This is a genomic window from Halosimplex yunnanense (assembly GCF_054504345.1).
The window spans coordinates 472,486-489,218 of sequence record NZ_JBTJEL010000036.1; the positions used below are offsets into that span (position 1 = coordinate 472,486).

Sequence of the window (16,733 nt, forward strand, 5' to 3'; positions counted from 1 at the left end):
GGCCGGTCGGAACTAATAGCCAGCGACCGCGGCCGTCCCGCAACCGTCGGCTTTGCCGTTCCGATAGCTTCGGCGTCGACTCAGGCGTCGTCGACCGCGCCGCTGACGACTTCAGTGACCGTCTCCAGAAGCGACTCGACGTCGTCGCTCTCGGCGTAGACGCGGACGTATGGTTCCGTCCCGCTGGGGCGGACGAGCGTCCACGACCCGTCGGGGAGCTCCAGCCTGACGCCGTACTCGGTGTCGACGGTCGCGTCCGGGAACTCCCCGGGCAGGCGCTCTGCGACGAGGTCCATCGCCGATTCCTTGCGGTCGTCTGGGCAGTCGACGTTGCCCTTCCGGTACGGCCGTTCGGTCACGGGGTCCCGGAGGACTGCGAGACCGGGGCCGGCGACCAACCGCGCGAGCACCGCTGCGCTGGCGACGCCGTCGATCCACCCGCCGAAGGCAGTGTGGATGTGCTTCCACGGCTCGGCGGCGAAGACGACCTCCGTGTCGTCGGTCCCCTCCTCGCGTGCAGCGGCGATGCCCTCGTGTAGCGCGCCGAGGCGGACTCGTTCGATCCGGCCGCCAGCACCGCGTACCCGCTCGTCGATCCGCGCCGAAGCGTTGGGCGTGGTGACGACGACTGGGTCCTCGGCGTCGCTCTGGGCCACGTAGTGCTCGGCGAGGATAGCGACGATGGTGTCCTCGTGGACGACTTCGCCGTTCGCGTCGACGACGACGATCCGGTCGGCGTCGCCGTCGTGTCCGAACCCGACCTGCGCGCCGCCGTCGGCGACGTACGAGCGCAGGTCTTCGAGGCTCTCGGCGGTCGGCTTGCTCTCGCGACCGGGGAAGTGGCCGTCGACGTTGGCGTGGATGGCGGTCACGTCCGCGCCGAGCGCGCGGAGCACCTGCGGCGTGGCGACGCTCGCCATCCCGTTCCCGCAGTCGACCGCGACTTCCAGTCCGTCCAGCGCCTCGCCGTAGCCGCGGGCGAACTCGGCGACGGCGTCGCGGTACGCGCCGAGCACGTCGGCGCGCTCGCTCGTCCCCCACTCGTCCCAGGCGACGGGGTCCGGTTCGTCCTCGACGCGTCGTTCGATGCGTGCCTCGCCGGCGTCGTCGTACTCCTGGCCGTCGGCGAAGAGTTTGATCCCGTTGTCCTCGGGCGGGTTGTGGCTGGCGGTGAGCACGACACCGCGGCGCTGCTGGGCGGCGTAGGCCAGCGCCGGCGTCGGTACCTGTCCGATGCGAGTCACATCCGCACCGGCGCTCAGGAGTCCCGCTTCGACGGCGGCGGCCAGCCCCTCGCCCGTCGTGCGACCGTCGCGGCCGACCACGAACGAGTCGCCGTCGGCGCCGGCCGCCCGTCCGACGGCCAGTGCGAGTTCCGGCGTGACCGTCGACTGCACGTCGCCGCGGATGCCCGCGGTCCCGAAGAGGTTCATATCCGTCCCACGGAGCGACCCCAATTAATCGTAGTGGCTCCCGTTCGCGACCGCTGCTACCCACGCGACGGGCCGGCGTTCGAATCAGGGAGCGTCAGGGCAGCGCCGCGGCTGGCTGGCAGTGGTCGACGCGAAACGGAGAGAAGGAAAGCGCGTTACTCGACGCCTTCGAAGTTCGGGTAGCCCTCGATGTCGACGCCGTCCTCGGAGACCTCGGCGATGTAGACGCCGTTCCCGGAGCCGGTGTCGCGCTCGGCGGCGGCGCGAACGCCGGCGACGGCGGCGCTGCGGGCCTCGTCGAGGTCCATGCCGTCCTCGTAACGGTCTTCGAGCGTCCCGTAGGCGACGGTGAGCCCGGAGCCGGTGACCGTGTACTCGTCCTCCATGACGCCGCCGGCAGGGTCGATGGAGTAGACGTGGCTGCCCTCCTCGTCGATACCGCCGAGGATGGGATTGATGGCGAAGAACGGGCCGCCGCGGGCGAAGTTACCCGCGAGCGTCGAGAGGGCGGTCATGCTCATGTCCTCGCCGCGGCGAGCCTCGAAGAGGTCGACCTCGGCGCGGAGCGAGCGGATGAACGACTGGGCGCCGCCGACGGAGCCGACGAGCGTCAGCGCGGCCGTCGGGTGGATCTGCTCGACCTTCTGGACCGTCTTGTTGGAGACGAACCGGCCGCCGAGCGACGCGCGCATGTCCGTCGCGATGATGACGCCGTCCTCCGCGGTGATCCCGATGGTGGTCGTCCCGGTCTCGGCGACTTTGCTCTGGTCGCCCTGCGGGGACTCGTCGGGGAACGAGCCGATCTCGGGCTCGGTCGGGTCGGGGATCCCGGCGTCGTGACGCTGCATATTTTGCGAGAACTCCGAACCAGCGAATGGGTCGCGCATGGAATCAGGTACCAGTCCTGTGCTGATAAAACCACCTTTTCGATCGCCCGCGGTCGCGCACGAATGACCGTCGCCGTCCGGGCATTGCAGTCGCTGGCTGTGAGCGAAACGGCCGTCGAAAAACTGTGGCTCGCCGTCGATCAGGCGGTGTCCGTGTGCATCTCCTCGTAGGTGTCGCCGAGGCGGGCGACGGCGCGGTGTGCCGGAAGCGTGACCCCGACCTTTCGCATGGCGACCGCCAGCGGCAGCAGCAGGATGCCGGCGAACAGGGTCAACTGGTACAGTGCGAAGACGATTGCACGGTTCAGGGTGGAACGCATCGTGGTGTAGTCGTCCACCAGCGGTGCCAGTAAATAAGCTTTCCCCCCGATTTCGCTGCCAGATAATAAATAATGAAGAACCACGGCGCCGCAGTCTTGCGATTTCGGGCGACTCACAATTCGGGCCGATCAGACGGGGAGGGCGGGGCGATCGGGGTAAGGCTGGGCTTGGTACGGAGGGTTATCGCCATAAGTTATAGCCATGATTGCGGTCACGTGCGCACCGGCGGAACTGTCGGTCGCAGAGACGGCAAGGGACGATCGCCGCGCTCTCGACGGCGCATGTCGCTGGACGATGATGTCGAACGCGGATCAAAAACAGGATTACGGTGAAACGCCGAGTGGGCTGTATGAACTACATCGTAGTGATGGAAGCCGCCTGGTTGGTTCACGACGTCGAGAACATCGACGACGCCATCGGCGTCGCCATCAGCGAGGCCGGCAAGCGGCTCAACCAGCAGGACATGGACTACGTCGAGGTCGGGGTCGGCGCGACGAACTGTCCGGCCTGCGGGGAGCCGTTCGACTCGGCGTACATCGCCGCCGACACCGCGCTCGTCGGCCTCGTCCTCGAGATGGACGTGTTCAACGCCGAGAGCGAGGAACACGCCCAGCGTATCGCCAAAAGCGACGTGGGCGGCGCGCTCCGCGACGTGCCGCTCAACGTCATCGCGACCGAGAAGACCGAAGACGGCGACGAAGAAGACGACGACTGAACCGCACTAGCCAGCCGGTTCTCACTGCGCCGCCAGCCGCGTCCCCGTCTCGGCGGTCACCAGTAGGTCGGCCACGCGCTCGACCGCATCGGTCGCCTCCGGTTCGCTCCGCAGGAGGACGGTTTCGCTCGGGAACAGTTGCTCGCCGACTTCGAGCCCGTGGTCTCGTGCCGTCGACCCCGAGACGGTGAGGTAGATGCCGATGCCCGTCTCGGCGATGGCTCCTTCCTCGTCCTCCACGTCGTCGCCGGGGTAACAGAAATCGATCCCCTCGATGGCGTCGGTCCCCAGCACGGCTTCGACGAGCCGTTCGTACCGCGGCGAGATACAGAACTCCCCCTCGTAAGCGTCGACCAGTTCGCGCCCGACGTCGGCATCGTACTCCTCGGCGACATCGGGCGTCGCGAGCAGCGAGTGCCAGACCGTGTCGCCGAGGCCGGCGACGAGGCGGACGTCGGTGTCCCGCGGGTCGACCCGCTCGTTCACGTCGCCGAGTTCCGACAGCGGCTCCTCGCGGAGCTCGACCACTTCTTCGAGGAAGAGGTCGGCGCTGTCGAACCCGAGCGGCATCTCGTGTTTGCGAAGCGCCCGGAACGGCTCCTCCCGGCCGACGAGCTGCAGGTCCAGATCCTCGTCGACCGGGACGGTGACGCTGTCGAAGACGATGCGCCGGGGCATCCCCTGCCGGTCGTCGCGGACGAGGGTATACTCCGGCGCCGTCGGGTCCGAGTCGTCGCTGTAGGTCCCGAGCCGTTCGTAGACGTCGCCGGTCGCCGACTGGTCGCCCTTCGTGACCGCCTTCTCGTATCTGAGCGTCGAGATCACGTCGTCGGCGAGCCCGGCGACGCCCGTTTCGTCGGCCAGTCGGTCGAGTACCGCTTCCAGCGGGCGTCCCTTCCGCGGCACGGCGACGCTGACGGTCGTCATTGGTGTTCGACACGCGAGCAGCCCCTAAAACGAGTCCGATCTTCGCCGATTTCGCCGATTACACGGCGCCGAACGCCCGTCGGAAGTCGGTCCGATCCAGTCCCCCTTCGCTCGCCGTCAGAAAATCGCCCGTCTCGCGGCCGTTAGCTGCCGCCGATGACCGACGAGAGCTGCTCGCGCCACTCCTTGAGCTCCTCGATCTCGTCGTCGATGTCCTCGATGTCCGACTTGACGTCCTCGACGTCGATGTCGCCGATCTGCGATTCGAGCGACTCGAGTTCGTCCTCCACGTCGTCGACGTCCGACTCGACGGAATCGACGTCGCCCTGGACGGCCTCGACCTCCGAGAGGACCTCGTCCATGTCCGACTGCAGCGACTCCATCGAGGACTCGACTCCCTCGACGGTGTTCTCGACGCTCGACAGGGACTCCTCGTGACCCGAGGTCATCTCGCGGACCTCCTCCAGTTCGGACTCGAAGGACTCGACCTGCTCGCGGAACTCCTCGATGAGTTCGTCGCCCGTCCCGTTCTCGTCGAGGAACTCCTCCAGCGCGCCGGTGTACGCCAGCAGGTCCGACACCTCGGTCTGGAGGTGCTGGATGCGCGCGTCGACGCTGCCGCCGGAGTCGTCGGCGAGGTCGAACGCCTTGCGGAGGAGCTTGATGTCGTCCGCGTCGACGTTCTGGTTGCGGATCTCCGTCGCCAGCGCACCGACGAGCGTGTCCACGTCGGCATCGCCGAGCGAGACGCTCCCGCCGGAGGACCCGCCGTCGGAAGCGTCGCTCGACGAGCCGTTCGAACTGGCGCCCGAACTGGCGTCGGCCGGCTCGTTCGGATCCTTCAGGTCGAGGGTCTCGACGTCCTCGGGATCGTCGCCGTCGTCGCTCTCGTCGAGACCGGGGACGGAGTCGCTGTCGCCCGAGATGACGTCGCGGACGACGTCGCTGCCCTGCTCGTCGACGACCGGCCCGCCGCCGTCCTCGAGCGGCGGGTCGACCCGTTCGATCCGCGGCTGCGTGAGGAACTGCTCGACGTTGTCGGTCCCCGTCGCGCGGATGCCGTAGACCGTCGTGTACTCCGCGCCCGCTTCGAGCTCGCGCTCGAAGGTGATCTGGTCCTCGTCGATCGTCCAGTACTCGCTGCCGTACTCCGGATGGAACCCGAGGTCCTCGACGGCCACGTCCTCCGGCACTTCGTCGAGCAGCGTCACCGTCACGGTCTCGGAACGCGCAGACTGTATCTCGAAGGCGATCGCCGGCACCGGGAACTCGTCTTCCTCGAACCGCTTGTCCACCGTCACCCCGTCCGAGGAGACAGAGACTTTCTCGTACTGCTGTGAATCGCTCATGTGTTCCCCCTCGTTTAGCAACCAACTTAATCCTATTTATTGTCCAGACGCCGTCATTTCAGGTGTGACGGGGGAACGAGCGGGAAATCCGCGGAAAACTGACCGCACGACGAGACTGCAGCGAGCGCGCCAGTCGGCCGGTTAGAGGTCGAACCTGTCGCCGATCTTGACGATCTCCAGCGACTCGGGGTAGTCGAAACTCGCCGCGTGGTTGTGGAGGACGGTCGGTTCCGTGGTCATCCCTTTCCACATGTCCCAGTGGGTCGGAACGAGCGTGTCCAGCTGGAGGTGATTGGCCGCCTCGATGATCATGTTCTCGGTGTTGTACCACTGCGTCCGCACGGGCTCGCCGGTCTGCTTGTCGGGAATGTTGCCGATGGCGCCGAACGCCAGCGCGCCGATGTCGATGTCGTAGTCCGCGCCGACCTGCTCGAACTCGCCGGGCCGGGCGTCGCCGCCGTGGAAGAACGTGCCCGCCTCGTGTTCGAAGACGAGCGAGACCGGGTGCTCGGCGTCGGGGTCGTTCGCCGGTTCGACGTGGACGGTCAACTCGCCGAGTTCGACCGTGTCTCCCTCGCTGATCTCGTTGAACTGGTCGTCGCTCACGTCCCAGTGACCTGTCCAGTCCTCCTCCGCGATCACGTCGAGCCCCGAATCGGACGTGTAGTAGTCCGCGCCCGTGCCCGCGAGGATCGGCCCCTGACTCGGGCCGTGGACGTGGTCGACGTGCTCGTGGGTTCCGAAGATCGCGTCCGCTTCCGCGATGTCCTCCGGGTTGAACGGGACCGGGATCATCCGGATCGTCCGCGGCGGTCGCCCGGCACCGACGTACGGGTCGATGAACACCGTCGTGTCGTCGCTCGCCTTCAGGACGAACCCGTTACAGCCGAGGTACCAGATCGCCACGGTATCGGGCGAGGCCTCCGCGACCGCCTTCGGGAACCAGTCGCCCCAGTCGCTCTCGGCCGTCTCTCCCCAGTCGGGATCCGTTGTCATACGCCACCCTGCGAACGGCCGTAAGTAAGCCTTTACGAACGGATACCCTGTCGATCGCTCTCCCGCCGAAATCCGAGTCCGAAAAAACGCGCCGTCTCAGTCCTCGCAGCAGCCGCCGGCCTTCCCGCCGAAGTCGACCGTCAGCGGCTCGGAGATGATCTCGTTGAGTTCCTGCAGGCGAAGCTCGAGTTCGTTCTGCGCTTCCAGATACTCGGACATCTTCGGCTTCTCGTGGAGTTCCTCCTGGGCGTCCTGCAGGGTGCGGAGGTCCTCGCGGGTGGCCTCGCCGGTCTGGCGCGCGAGCATGAACTCCTCGCGGATCTGCTCGAACTCGAGGATCTCCTCCTGAAGCTCCTCGTCGGCCTCGACGGCCGCCTTGGTCTCCTGATAGCGCTCGTAGAGGGGCATGTCCGCGATCCGCTCGCCGAGTTCACGAGCGAGCGCGTCGACGTCCTCGCCCGCCTCCGATCGTGCGGCGTCGGTCTCGATGCTCATTGTACGCCACCTTCGTCCCTCGCGGATTTCAAGGTGCCGACTCCGGGCGGTTACCGCCACTCCGAGTCGGTCGCGTCGACCGGCCGGAACCCCAGTCGCTCGCGGAGCCGGTTGCGGAAGGCGGCGGCGAACGCGACCGGATAGGCCGCGGACAGCGCGCCCGCGCGGGCGATGACCGGCGACGGGAGGGAGACGTCGACAGATCGGAGGACGGCGAGGCCGGCCAGCCCCGCTGCGCCGCTCGCCACGTACAGCGCGACGACGGCGACGCCCAGCCGCCGGTGGGACCAGTCGCCGGTCACGAACGGATAGCTGCCACCGACCGCGACCACGGCCGCCGCCGTCTGGGGCGGCCCCGCGAACAGGTCAGTCCCCGTCGCGAGCGCGTAGAGGACGGTGAACGCGGGCGCGAGGAACAGGTAGAGTCCCGCAGCGGCGAGTAGCAGATCCGCCGTCGCCGCTGGTATCGACCGAAGTGACATACACGGCCTTCGGACGCCGGAGGCAAACGTCCGCCGGAACGGCACCGGGTAGGAGACTGGCGATTCACGGACACGGGAATCGGACGAGGGGAGTCATCGACTCGGTCCCTTCACGTGGGAGACGGTCCGTCGAGCGCGATCAACGCGACCCCAAAGACGACCCAGAAGGTCACGAACCCGAGCAGGAACGGGTTGAGCCCGTCGTGTGGTTCGCTGTCGGCCCGGTGCAACGGTCGCCCGTGCCACGTGTTCGGCAGGCGTTCGGGGACCGAGAAGAATCGAGTCCGAACGACCAGCCGGACGACGGCGACCGCACTACCGGCCGCGAGCGCGAACGAGACGGCGGTGACGACCGCCATCCGGAGGACCGCCGGGACGGAGACCAGCATCGATTGACGCTACCCGGCGAGAGCGGGTAAACGTGATGCCCCGGCCGTCGATTCGGATCGGTCGACCCGACTCGGAATCCCGCGTGGTTCGCTGCTGTCCGAGGGCTTTTCCGGCCGGCACCCGAAAGGCGGAGCATGGTCTCTGAACTAGTGGTCGGTGGGCTGCTCGCAGTGTTGGTGTTCGGGTTCCTCCGGTTTCAGGACGCCATCGTCTCTGCGCTGACCCGCTCGGGTAGCGGTGACGACACGTTACTCATCGACGATCCCTGACCCATAGGGCGCCACCCCGCTCCCGTCCTCTCCGCTCGGTCCGTACGGAGAGCGGACGCTGTCACGCTCTCACAGCGGCAACTCTCGACCGCGGGGGTTTTACCCCGCCAGCGGATACGAGGCGTCAATGAGCCAGGATTCACGCGGCGAGGCCGACGACGCGCCTCGCACCGAGGGCGACCTCACCAAGACGGGGATGTCGCTCCGCCACGACCGCGAGTGGGACTACGAACTCGACCGCATTGTCGACGCCGTCGAAGAGCGCGACGCCGAGACGGTCGGCCTGCAGTTCCCCGAAGGACTGAAACGGAGGGGCCCGCGCGTCGCCGACGACCTCCGCTCGGAGCTGCCGGACGGCGTCAGCGTCATGATCTCCGGGCAGCCCTGCTACGGCGCCTGCGATCTCGACACCTACCTGATGCGCCGCACTGACGTGTTCGTCCACTTCGGCCACAGCCCGATGAAGGAGTCGGACAAGATCATCTACGTCCCCCTCTTCTCGAACGTCGACGTCTTCCCGATCATGGAGCGTGCGGTCGACGAGCAGCTCACCCCGGCCGACGAGGACCCAGACGTGGGCCTCGTGACGACCGCCCAGCACATGAACAAGTTCGACGAGATGCGCTCGTGGCTCGAAGAGCGCGGCTACACCGTCCACACGCGGAAGGGCGACGAGCGGCTCACCCACGAGGGGCAGGTGCTCGGCTGCAACTACGCCAGCGCCGACGTCGACGCCGACCAGATGCTCTACGTCGGCGGCGGCAAGTTCCACCCGCTCGGCCTCGCGATGGAACACCCCGACAAGCACGTCGTCATCGCCGACCCCGTCAACAACGCCGTCTCCGTCGCCGACACGGAGAAGTTCATGAAGCAGCGCTACGGCGCGGTCCACCGCGCGATGGACGCCGACGAGTGGGGTGTCATCTTCTGCACCAAGATCGGGCAAGGCCGCTGGGAGACCGCCCAGGAGATCGTCGAGGAGAACGACGACGCTTACCTCATCACGATGGACGAGGTGACGCCCGACCGCCTGACGAACTTCGGTCTCGACGCCTACGTCAACACGGGCTGTCCGCGGATCACGACCGACGACGGCCCGCAGTTCAAGCAGCCGATGCTCACGCCCCAGGAGTACCGTATCGCCATCGGCGAGGAGCCGCTGGAGGCCCTGGAGTTCGACACCTTCCACGACACCTGGTAGGCACCTCGACGCCCGGAGAACCGGGAGCGTTATTATCAGCCCCCGAAAACCCGCTGGAAAGCGATGTTCGGGGGGAGCGACACGACGGACGTGGAGCCGCTGTGGATCGTCGGAGTGGGCGATGTCGACCGCGAGACACTCGAAACGGCTGCCGACGGGGCGGCGCAGACGTTGCCCGTCGACGCACGGATTCATCCTGACCGGGTCGATCCGGCCGGGTTCGACGGGGCGGATTTCGAGGGAATCGACGACGAACTCGTCCACGGGCTCGATCTGGCCAGATACGCCCGCAAGCGGAGCGGCCGGGGAACCGTGATCGCGGTGACCGACCTCGACATCGGGAAACCGCGCGGCGAGCCGGCCTTCGGCCTCGCCATGCGCCGCGGGTCCATCGGGATCGTCTCGACGGCTCGCCTCGGTGATCCGGACGACTCGACCTTCGACGACCGACTTCGCACCGTCACGTCCCAGCACGTCGGCTACCTCGTCGGGATGGGTGCCTGCGGGGACGGCTGTCTGTTCGAAGTCGCCGACGAGCCGGCCGACTTCGACCGGATCGGTCCGGACCCCTGCGCCGAGTGCCGACCGGAGCTGGAAGGGCGTGACTCACCGCTGCTGCCCGACGACTGGCGCGTCCGGGTCAGGGATCCCGGAACGCCGGGAGATTCGAGCGAGCTGTCCGTCGTGGCGGTCGGCGACGTGGACGAGGAGGTCGTCACCACGGCGGCCGCAGCGGTCGACGAACACCTGCCGTTCGACGCGACGACCGCACCGGGATCGGTCCCGCTGTCCGCAGTCACAGACGACGCTTACGACGACTCGCGCGACCAGTACCGGGCCAGCGACCTCGCCCGGGGTGCCCGGGAGTTCGTCGGGACGGCGCCGGTCCTCGCCGTGACCGGCGTGGACCTCTTCGAACACCGGCGCAACTACGTCTTCGGCGTCGGCGCGTTCGGGGGCGAGTTCGCCGTCCTCTCGACCGCGCGACTGACCGATCCCGAGACGGAGGCTTCGCTCTCGGAGGCGCGCGTGCGAAAGCAGGCCGTCAAACAGGCCGGCAGACTCCTCGGAGCGGAGCAGTGCGACGACAGGGAGTGCGTCTTCACTACGGCCCCGACTGTCGGGGAACTCGACCTGACCGACGAGTCGCCCTGCGCGGATTGCCGTGCGGCGCTCGCGGGCGTGGAGTGGCCACCCGACGTGGAGCGCGGGACGGCCGACACCGCTTCGGGGTCGAGTGCGGATTCGAGTCCGAGCGCGAATTCGAACGCGAGCGCAGCCGCGGACCCGTCGGACGAGCGCGACGACGAACCGCCGGAGGAGCAAGGGAAAGTGGACTACCTCTGGCAGAGTCTCCTCCACGACGCGGCGAACACGGGTCGGTTCATCGGCCTGGTCGTCGGGTTCGCGATCTCCTTTTTCGTCTCGGTCCTGCTCGTCTTGCCCGTCGTCGAGTTCTTCTTCGGACCGTGGGAGAGCCAGTCGGATCGGATGGCCTGGGGGGTTATCCTCGTCTCGCTCGTCCTCGCGTGGTATCTCTACAAGACGGCCAAGCGACTCCTGGCCTTCCTCGGGCGGAGCGCGATCGGCCGGGTCCGGTCGGCAACCGGCGAGTAAGGGACGCCTCGGGTTTCGGCCGGTGTGACCTGTCCTCCGCCGTTCAGGCGCCGAGGAACAACTGCGCGATGCCGGTCAGCCAGAGGAACGCGGTCAGCGAGACGGTGGCGGCGACGACGCCCACTGCAACTTCCTTCGCGAGCGCGAAGCGCCGCTCCCGGCGCAGTGCGTCGGGCTCCCGGTCCGAGACGAAGAAGGTCCCGTCGCGGTCGGTCAGCCGGAGCGGCTTGTCAGCGTCGTCGATCCGCCGCTCGTCGATCTCGGCGGTGCCGTAAGCGTACACCTCGTCGCCGGGACAGAGGTACGTCGCCTCGTAGACCCGCTCGTCACCAGTTCGGAGTTCGTCGATGTCCCACGACCGCTCGAAGTGCCACAGGTCCTCGTCGGGCGACTCGTAGCTCTCGCGTTCGCGCTTCCACTCGCGCTCGTCGGAGGCGAGGAAGTCGAACGCGTCGTCGTCGACCCGGATCGACCCGTCGTCGGTCGCGATGTCGAACGGAATCACCCGAGTCCGGTCGACGTGCGTCCGCGAGTCGCCGCTACCGAAGTCCCGCACCGAGAGGTCGTAGGCCACGCACTCCGGGCAGTCGTACATGCGCGTCTCCGGGCTGCCCACTGGTTCGATCTCGCCGCGGACGGCCACCGGACCGACGGCGATCGAATCGAGCGGCGAGATCGGAGTGTCCCGGATAGCCGTTCCTTCCCGGTAGCGATCGAATCCGATCAGCAGCGACCCGATCCCCCAGAGGACGCCGAACCCGGAGCCGATCACGAGGCCGGCGTAGAGGACGACTCCGAGGACCATCTATTCGGCTTCGAGGCGGTCGCGGACGGAGAAGTCCTGCTTCGCGGCCTCCGTGGCCTCGAACGGGTCGCGCGGTTCGTACCCCCTGCGGGCGGCTACGTAGCGCTCGGGGACCTTCTCCAGCAGGGCGTTGTACCGCCTCACGGCGTCGTTGTAGTACTCGCGACGGTTCTCCAGTCGCTGCTCGACCTCCTGTAGCGCGTCGCGGACGTCCGCGAACTTCTCGTCGGTCCTGAGTTCGGGGTACTCCTCGGAGATGGAGTAGAACTCCTGGATCGAATCGCGGATCTCCGCCTCGGCGAGTGCGGCTTCCTCGGGCGAGTTGGCCTCGATCGCGCTGTCGCGGGCCTCGACGATGCCCGCGAGCACGTCCCGTTCCATGGACATGTACTCCCCCGCCAGTTCCACCAGGTTGCCGACCTCGTCATGGCGCCGCTGGAGCAGTACCTCCACGTTGCTCCACGCGGTCTCGCAGTTCTCCCGCGCGTCGACGAGCTGGTCGTGCGTCCGCTTGGCGTACCACAGCCCGCTCCAGCCCACCAGCGCGACCGCGAACACCGCCACCACCGCGACGAAGAGACTCATGCCTCGTCGCAAACACGACCGAACACATAAATGCTGAGGAACGAACGGACTGCTCGCCATCGAGAGATTACTATTATGCATTCAACAACGTTTTTGGATACACAGGAGAAATTAGTAGCCGATGACTGTCACGGCCGCGAGGGGGCGCCAGCGACGTCGGAGGGGACCATGAGCACGAAGACACGCCTCGCACAGCAACTCGGCGTGGTCGCCGGATTCGAGGACCCGCGGGTGGACCTCGAACAGTACCGGACCCCGCCGGATATCGCCGCGCACCTGATTCACACGGCCGACCTGCACGGCGACATCGAGGACAGGATCGTCGTCGACCTCGGGACGGGAACCGGGATGCTCGCGCTCGGCGCGGTGCTCCGGGGCCCCAAAACCGTCGTGGGCGTCGACCTCGACCCCGATCCGCTCGCGACGGCGCGAGCGAACGAGCGGCGAGTCGCGGCCGCTGCCGACGTCGAATGGGTCCGCGGTGACGCGACCGAAGTACCTCTCGACCCCGAGGGACCGACCACAGTCGTGATGAACCCGCCGTTCGGCGCGCAGTCGGGGAACGAACACGCAGACCGCGGGTTCCTCGCCGCCGCGGCCGAGATCAGCGACGTCTCCTACTCGATCCACAACGCCGGCAGCGAGGAGTTCGTCGAATCCTTCGCCGGCGACAACGGGGGGACGGTCACGCACGCGTTCGCCGCGGAACTCGACCTGCCACACCAGTTCGAGTTCCACGACGCCGAATCGCGGACCATCGACGTCGAAGTCTTCCGCATCGAGTGGGACGACGAAGCCGAGTAACCGAGAGCCTACCAGACGCGCTCTGCTTTTCGCTCGCGGTTAGTTCTGCCGCGCCCGCGGGACGGACTTGCTTGCGACCCGGACGCGAGTGTCGTCGTGGATCGCGAAGAGGTCCCCGTCAGTGCGATTCAGCGCCAGTCCGCCGACGGCCGTGGTGTTCGACGCGACAGGGATGGGCGCCCGACCGAGTTCTGATCCGTTCCGAGTGACGACCGCGTCGAACCCCTGCGGGCTCGGCTCGATGGAAACGTTCCGTCCGGCGATCGTCGGCGCTGCCCTGACCCGGTCCGTTCGGTATGCCGACACCGCCCGTCCCCCTTCGCGGCGAAGCGTCACCTGGTAGGCCGAGCCGTTGTCGACGAGCGACCACCCCTCCCGCTGGGCGTACACTGCTTCCCGCCAGCCGAGGCCGCCGACTCTGACCGTCGCGCGGCCCCTGTGACCGAGCTGTCCTTTCGAGACGGCTTCGATCCAGACGCGACGCTGTTCGCTGAACACCACGACTCCGCTGGACCTGATCTCCTGGGCGTCGTCGAAGAGGTACTGATTGACCAGCGAGACGTACTGGTTGGGTACCCCCTCGACGTAGGTGACGGTGTAGTCGCGAACCTCCACGGTCGAGGCGTCGCCCGGCAGGTCGCCGGAGATGGTCGTCAGGCCGAACGGGACGGCGGCGGCGCTGAGCACGACGAGCGCCGCGACGAGGGCGCGAACGGCCGTCCCGCGGGTGAGTCGGTCCGAACCCGACTCACCTAGCTGGGGCTTCAACGACCGGTTCGACGCGGACGCGGCGACGGCGATCAGCGCCGCGAACAGGAAGACCGTTCCCACCCCGATGGCCCGGAAGAGAACGTACGTGTTCGACCCGATGGGGGTGAAGATCGCCCACAGCGACTGGCGGATGCCGAGGACGAGCGCCGCGAACCAGAGGGACAGCGGGTTGGGGTAGTCCTCGCGCCGCGCGAGCAAGGCGATCCCGAGGCAGACGCCGAGCAAGATACCGATGGCGTGCCCCTGGATCGCGATGTCGGCCCACCACGGCGAACTGAAACTGGGCCGCGGCTGCCGGGTGACAAGCGGGTTGCGCAGGCCGGCGTAGACGAGGTCGACGACCCGCTCGGCGACGAGGACGAACACCGTCAGGATCGGCCGGGTGACCATCCCGAAGCCGACGTACGCGTAGACGACGCCGGAGAACCCGATCACCGGTCCGAGCGAGAACAGCCCGGTGAAGATCCCGGCAAGGACTGACCCGACGGGAACGGCGAGCAGTCGGATGAACGGGTTGGTCAGCGGCGTCGAGAACGACTCCGAGCCGCGCTCGTCGGGGTAATGGCCCACGTAGTACTCGACGATCGGCGCGAACAGGACCGTTCCCGTGAGGTTCCCGGTGATGTGGCCGACGCCGTTGTGGGCGAATCCGGCGACGATCGTCCCCAGCGGGTAGAAGTACGACCACGAGCGGAAAGGGACGACCATCGGACTCCGCGGGTGCTCCCACCCACCCTGGACCACCCAGTAGACGATCAGGACGCCCAGCACCGTCAGCAGCGTCCCCCACGGCACGCCGAGTACCCAGCGGCGACGCAGGCGCTCGCCCCATCCCAGTTCGCTGGACGCGAGGCGGCGAGCGACGGCTATCGAGCCGACGACGGCGACGACGAGGAACAGCTGCTGCCAGGGGAGCAACCCGAGAATCCACCGCGAGACCGACGCTGACGACGACTGCAACATACGCACCACAAAGTATCCCGGTAAGTTATCCTTGGTGGCGCCGTCGGCGTTCGGTCGTGTGATTCGGGCGACGTGGACCCGTGAGTCGCGGGGAGGCCGTCCGCCGAACCCGGCAGGCACAGGATTTTCGGTGGGCGACGCCGTGGTGTTCGCCAATGGGAGTTCGGCCACCGTCGAACGACGTGGACGACGAACCGGACGTCGTCGAGTTCGGGATCGCGGCGCTCGACGCGCGGCTCGAGGGCGCTGAGCCGGAGTTTCCCGCCTCGGCGAACGAACTCGAATCGCAGTTCGGGACGGCGACGGTCCCGTACGACGCGGCGGGCAACGAGATCGCGGTCAGCGAGGCGCTCGCGGAGACCGACCGCGAGTCCTTCGACTCGAAGGCGGACCTGCTCAACGCCCTCCATCCCGTCTTCGAGCGCAAGCGACAGGCGGCCTCGACCAGCCTGCTCAGACAGCTCCGCGGGCTCGTTCCCTTCTGATCGTCGCCGGTCTCGCCGGTCGGCAGTCCGGACCGGGTCGAAAGTGACCTCCCCGAGAATCCCTTCTAGTGGGCCTATCCCTGTTCGGCTTGCGAGGGCTCTTCCACGCGGGAGTCGCCGTTTGCCGCGCCGTCGACGGATGTCTCGCCGGGTTCGCCGCTCCGGGAGACGGCGTCGCGGGTCGACGGGCCCGACCTGCTCCCGACCGTCTCGTTGTCCGTCAACCGCTGTGCGAGGTCTTCGAGCTGGCGCGTCTGCTCGCGGTTGACCGTGACGATCATGTCCGAGAGGACGCCGAACATCAGCAACTGCACGCCGAAGATGATCGCCGACCCGCCGAGGAAGGCGAGTACCTCGTGGGAGGTCTTCGGGGGGACGATCCACTCGTACGCGACGTACGCACCGAGGACGAGACCGATGACCGTGCTAGCGGCCCCGACGCTCCCGAAGTAAAACAGCGGGTTGTTCGTCTTCGCCATCTTGTAGAGCGTGAGGATGATGTCCGCCCCGTCGCGGAACGGCCGGAGGTTCGTCTCCGAGTCGTCCGGCCGGGCGCAGTAGGTGATCGGGACGACCTCCGTGCGGACGTTGTGTTTGACGCACTCGACGGCCATCTCCGTCTCGATGCCGAAGTGGTCCTCCGTCAGCGAGATGCGGTCGATCGACTCCCGCGTCAGTGCGCGATACCCGCTGAGGATGTCCTGATAGTCACGTCCGTGGATAATCGCGAACGCCCGATTGATGACCCGGTTTCCGAACTGGTTGAGCCGGGTCATCGCTCCCGCTTCCATGTCGGCGAAGCGGTCGCCGATGACGTGGTCGGCGCGTCCCTCGAAGATGGGTTCCAGCATCGCCCGGGCGTCCTCGGCGCGGTACGTCTGGTCGCCGTCGAGCATGAGGACGACCGGGGCGTCGGTCATCTCGAACCCCTCCTGCAGGGCCTGGCCTTTCCCTTCCGAACCGCGCTGCTGGACGACTCTGGCCCCGTTCTCCTCGGCGATCGACTGGGTGCCGTCGGTGGAACCGCCGTCGATCACGAGGATGTTCTCGAACCCCTCGGCGCTGAACGACTCGACGACTGGTCCGATCGTCTCGGACTCGTTGAGCGTGGGCACCAGCACGCAGACGTCGTCGTACTCGACCATCGTCCCCGCTTCGACGTTGCCGGAGAAAAAGGTTCCCTGTTCGGCCCGTCGAATACGCGGCCCAGCGGTTTTCGCGCTGGCCGCAGGCGGGCC

The 16,733-nt window shown here is 67.5% G+C and carries 19 protein-coding genes; 6 read left to right on the forward strand and 13 right to left on the reverse strand.

The window, feature by feature from the left end:
• Positions 1-80 precede the first annotated feature (80 nt).
• The 3 genes from AB2U09_RS18435 to AB2U09_RS18445 all read right to left on the reverse strand — a co-directional run bounded on the left by AB2U09_RS18435 (position 81) and on the right by AB2U09_RS18445 (position 2,658).
• Complete coding sequence (locus tag AB2U09_RS18435) at positions 81-1,433, reverse strand: phosphopentomutase/phosphoglucosamine mutase (RefSeq protein ID WP_459194194.1); 1,353 nt, start codon at positions 1,431-1,433, stop codon at positions 81-83.
• Between the two features lie 155 nt (positions 1,434-1,588).
• Positions 1,589-2,320 (reverse strand): archaeal proteasome endopeptidase complex subunit beta, encoded by a 732-nt coding sequence (psmB, locus tag AB2U09_RS18440; RefSeq protein WP_459194195.1) that lies wholly within the window; start codon positions 2,318-2,320, stop codon positions 1,589-1,591.
• 140 nt (positions 2,321-2,460) lie between these two features.
• Positions 2,461-2,658, reverse strand: coding sequence for a hypothetical protein (locus AB2U09_RS18445; RefSeq protein WP_459194196.1), 198 nt, complete (start codon positions 2,656-2,658; stop codon positions 2,461-2,463).
• A gap of 332 nt (positions 2,659-2,990) precedes the next feature.
• On the opposite strand from AB2U09_RS18445, the gene AB2U09_RS18450 reads away from it, so the two are divergent.
• A complete protein-coding gene (locus AB2U09_RS18450) occupies positions 2,991-3,356 on the forward strand; it encodes a DUF555 domain-containing protein (protein WP_459194197.1) in 366 nt (121 codons plus the stop codon).
• Between the two features lie 21 nt (positions 3,357-3,377).
• On the opposite strand, the gene AB2U09_RS18455 is transcribed toward AB2U09_RS18450, so the two are convergent.
• From AB2U09_RS18455 to AB2U09_RS18480, 6 genes are all read right to left on the reverse strand, one after another.
• Positions 3,378-4,283 (reverse strand): phosphoribosyltransferase HisG-related protein, encoded by a 906-nt coding sequence (locus AB2U09_RS18455; protein WP_459194198.1) that lies wholly within the window; start codon positions 4,281-4,283, stop codon positions 3,378-3,380.
• A gap of 143 nt (positions 4,284-4,426) precedes the next feature.
• The gene (locus AB2U09_RS18460; protein WP_459194199.1) at positions 4,427-5,632 is read right to left on the reverse strand and encodes a hypothetical protein; all 1,206 of its coding nucleotides are present in this window, start codon (positions 5,630-5,632) and stop codon (positions 4,427-4,429) included.
• 141 nt (positions 5,633-5,773) lie between these two features.
• Positions 5,774-6,628: an MBL fold metallo-hydrolase gene (locus tag AB2U09_RS18465; protein WP_459194200.1), complete on the reverse strand. Its 855-nt coding sequence runs from the start codon at positions 6,626-6,628 to the stop codon at positions 5,774-5,776.
• Between the two features lie 96 nt (positions 6,629-6,724).
• Positions 6,725-7,123, reverse strand: coding sequence for a YlbF/YmcA family competence regulator (locus AB2U09_RS18470; protein ID WP_459194201.1), 399 nt, complete (start codon positions 7,121-7,123; stop codon positions 6,725-6,727).
• Positions 7,124-7,173: 50 nt separating this feature from the next.
• The gene (locus tag AB2U09_RS18475) at positions 7,174-7,605 is read right to left on the reverse strand and encodes a hypothetical protein (protein WP_459194202.1); all 432 of its coding nucleotides are present in this window, start codon (positions 7,603-7,605) and stop codon (positions 7,174-7,176) included.
• Between the two features lie 110 nt (positions 7,606-7,715).
• Positions 7,716-7,994 carry a hypothetical protein gene (locus AB2U09_RS18480; protein WP_459194203.1) on the reverse strand — a complete coding sequence of 93 codons (279 nt, stop codon included), beginning with the start codon at positions 7,992-7,994 and terminating at the stop codon, positions 7,716-7,718.
• Between the two features lie 135 nt (positions 7,995-8,129).
• Between AB2U09_RS18480 and AB2U09_RS18485 the strand changes: the two genes are divergently transcribed.
• The 3 genes from AB2U09_RS18485 (at position 8,130) to AB2U09_RS18495 (ending at position 11,082) form a co-directional block, all read left to right on the forward strand.
• Positions 8,130-8,264, forward strand: a complete 135-nt coding sequence (locus AB2U09_RS18485) for a hypothetical protein (RefSeq protein ID WP_459194204.1) — start codon at positions 8,130-8,132, stop codon at positions 8,262-8,264.
• A 127-nt stretch (positions 8,265-8,391) separates the two neighbouring features.
• On the forward strand, positions 8,392-9,465 hold the full coding sequence (gene dph2 / locus AB2U09_RS18490) for a diphthamide biosynthesis enzyme Dph2 (protein ID WP_459194205.1): 1,074 nt from the start codon (positions 8,392-8,394) through the stop codon (positions 9,463-9,465).
• A gap of 63 nt (positions 9,466-9,528) precedes the next feature.
• Positions 9,529-11,082: a hypothetical protein gene (locus AB2U09_RS18495; protein WP_459194206.1), complete on the forward strand. Its 1,554-nt coding sequence runs from the start codon at positions 9,529-9,531 to the stop codon at positions 11,080-11,082.
• 43 nt (positions 11,083-11,125) lie between these two features.
• Here the strand turns inward: AB2U09_RS18495 and AB2U09_RS18500 are convergent, their stop codons facing one another.
• Positions 11,126-11,887, reverse strand: coding sequence for a hypothetical protein (locus AB2U09_RS18500; protein WP_459194207.1), 762 nt, complete (start codon positions 11,885-11,887; stop codon positions 11,126-11,128).
• Positions 11,888-12,472 carry a LemA family protein gene (locus AB2U09_RS18505; protein WP_459194208.1) on the reverse strand — a complete coding sequence of 195 codons (585 nt, stop codon included), beginning with the start codon at positions 12,470-12,472 and terminating at the stop codon, positions 11,888-11,890.
• 168 nt (positions 12,473-12,640) lie between these two features.
• Between AB2U09_RS18505 and AB2U09_RS18510 the strand changes: the two genes are divergently transcribed.
• Positions 12,641-13,276 (forward strand): METTL5 family protein, encoded by a 636-nt coding sequence (locus AB2U09_RS18510; RefSeq protein WP_459194209.1) that lies wholly within the window; start codon positions 12,641-12,643, stop codon positions 13,274-13,276.
• A gap of 39 nt (positions 13,277-13,315) precedes the next feature.
• Here the strand turns inward: AB2U09_RS18510 and AB2U09_RS18515 are convergent, their stop codons facing one another.
• Positions 13,316-15,010: a rhomboid family intramembrane serine protease gene (locus AB2U09_RS18515; protein WP_459194210.1), complete on the reverse strand. Its 1,695-nt coding sequence runs from the start codon at positions 15,008-15,010 to the stop codon at positions 13,316-13,318.
• Between the two features lie 155 nt (positions 15,011-15,165).
• Here AB2U09_RS18515 and AB2U09_RS18520 point away from each other — a divergent pair, with 155 nt between their 5' ends.
• Positions 15,166-15,495, forward strand: a complete 330-nt coding sequence (locus tag AB2U09_RS18520) for a hypothetical protein (protein WP_459194211.1) — start codon at positions 15,166-15,168, stop codon at positions 15,493-15,495.
• 74 nt (positions 15,496-15,569) lie between these two features.
• Here AB2U09_RS18520 and aglJ read toward each other — a convergent pair whose 3' ends face one another.
• A complete protein-coding gene (gene aglJ, locus AB2U09_RS18525) occupies positions 15,570-16,640 on the reverse strand; it encodes an S-layer glycoprotein N-glycosyltransferase AglJ (protein ID WP_459194212.1) in 1,071 nt (356 codons plus the stop codon).
• Positions 16,641-16,733 lie beyond the last annotated feature (93 nt).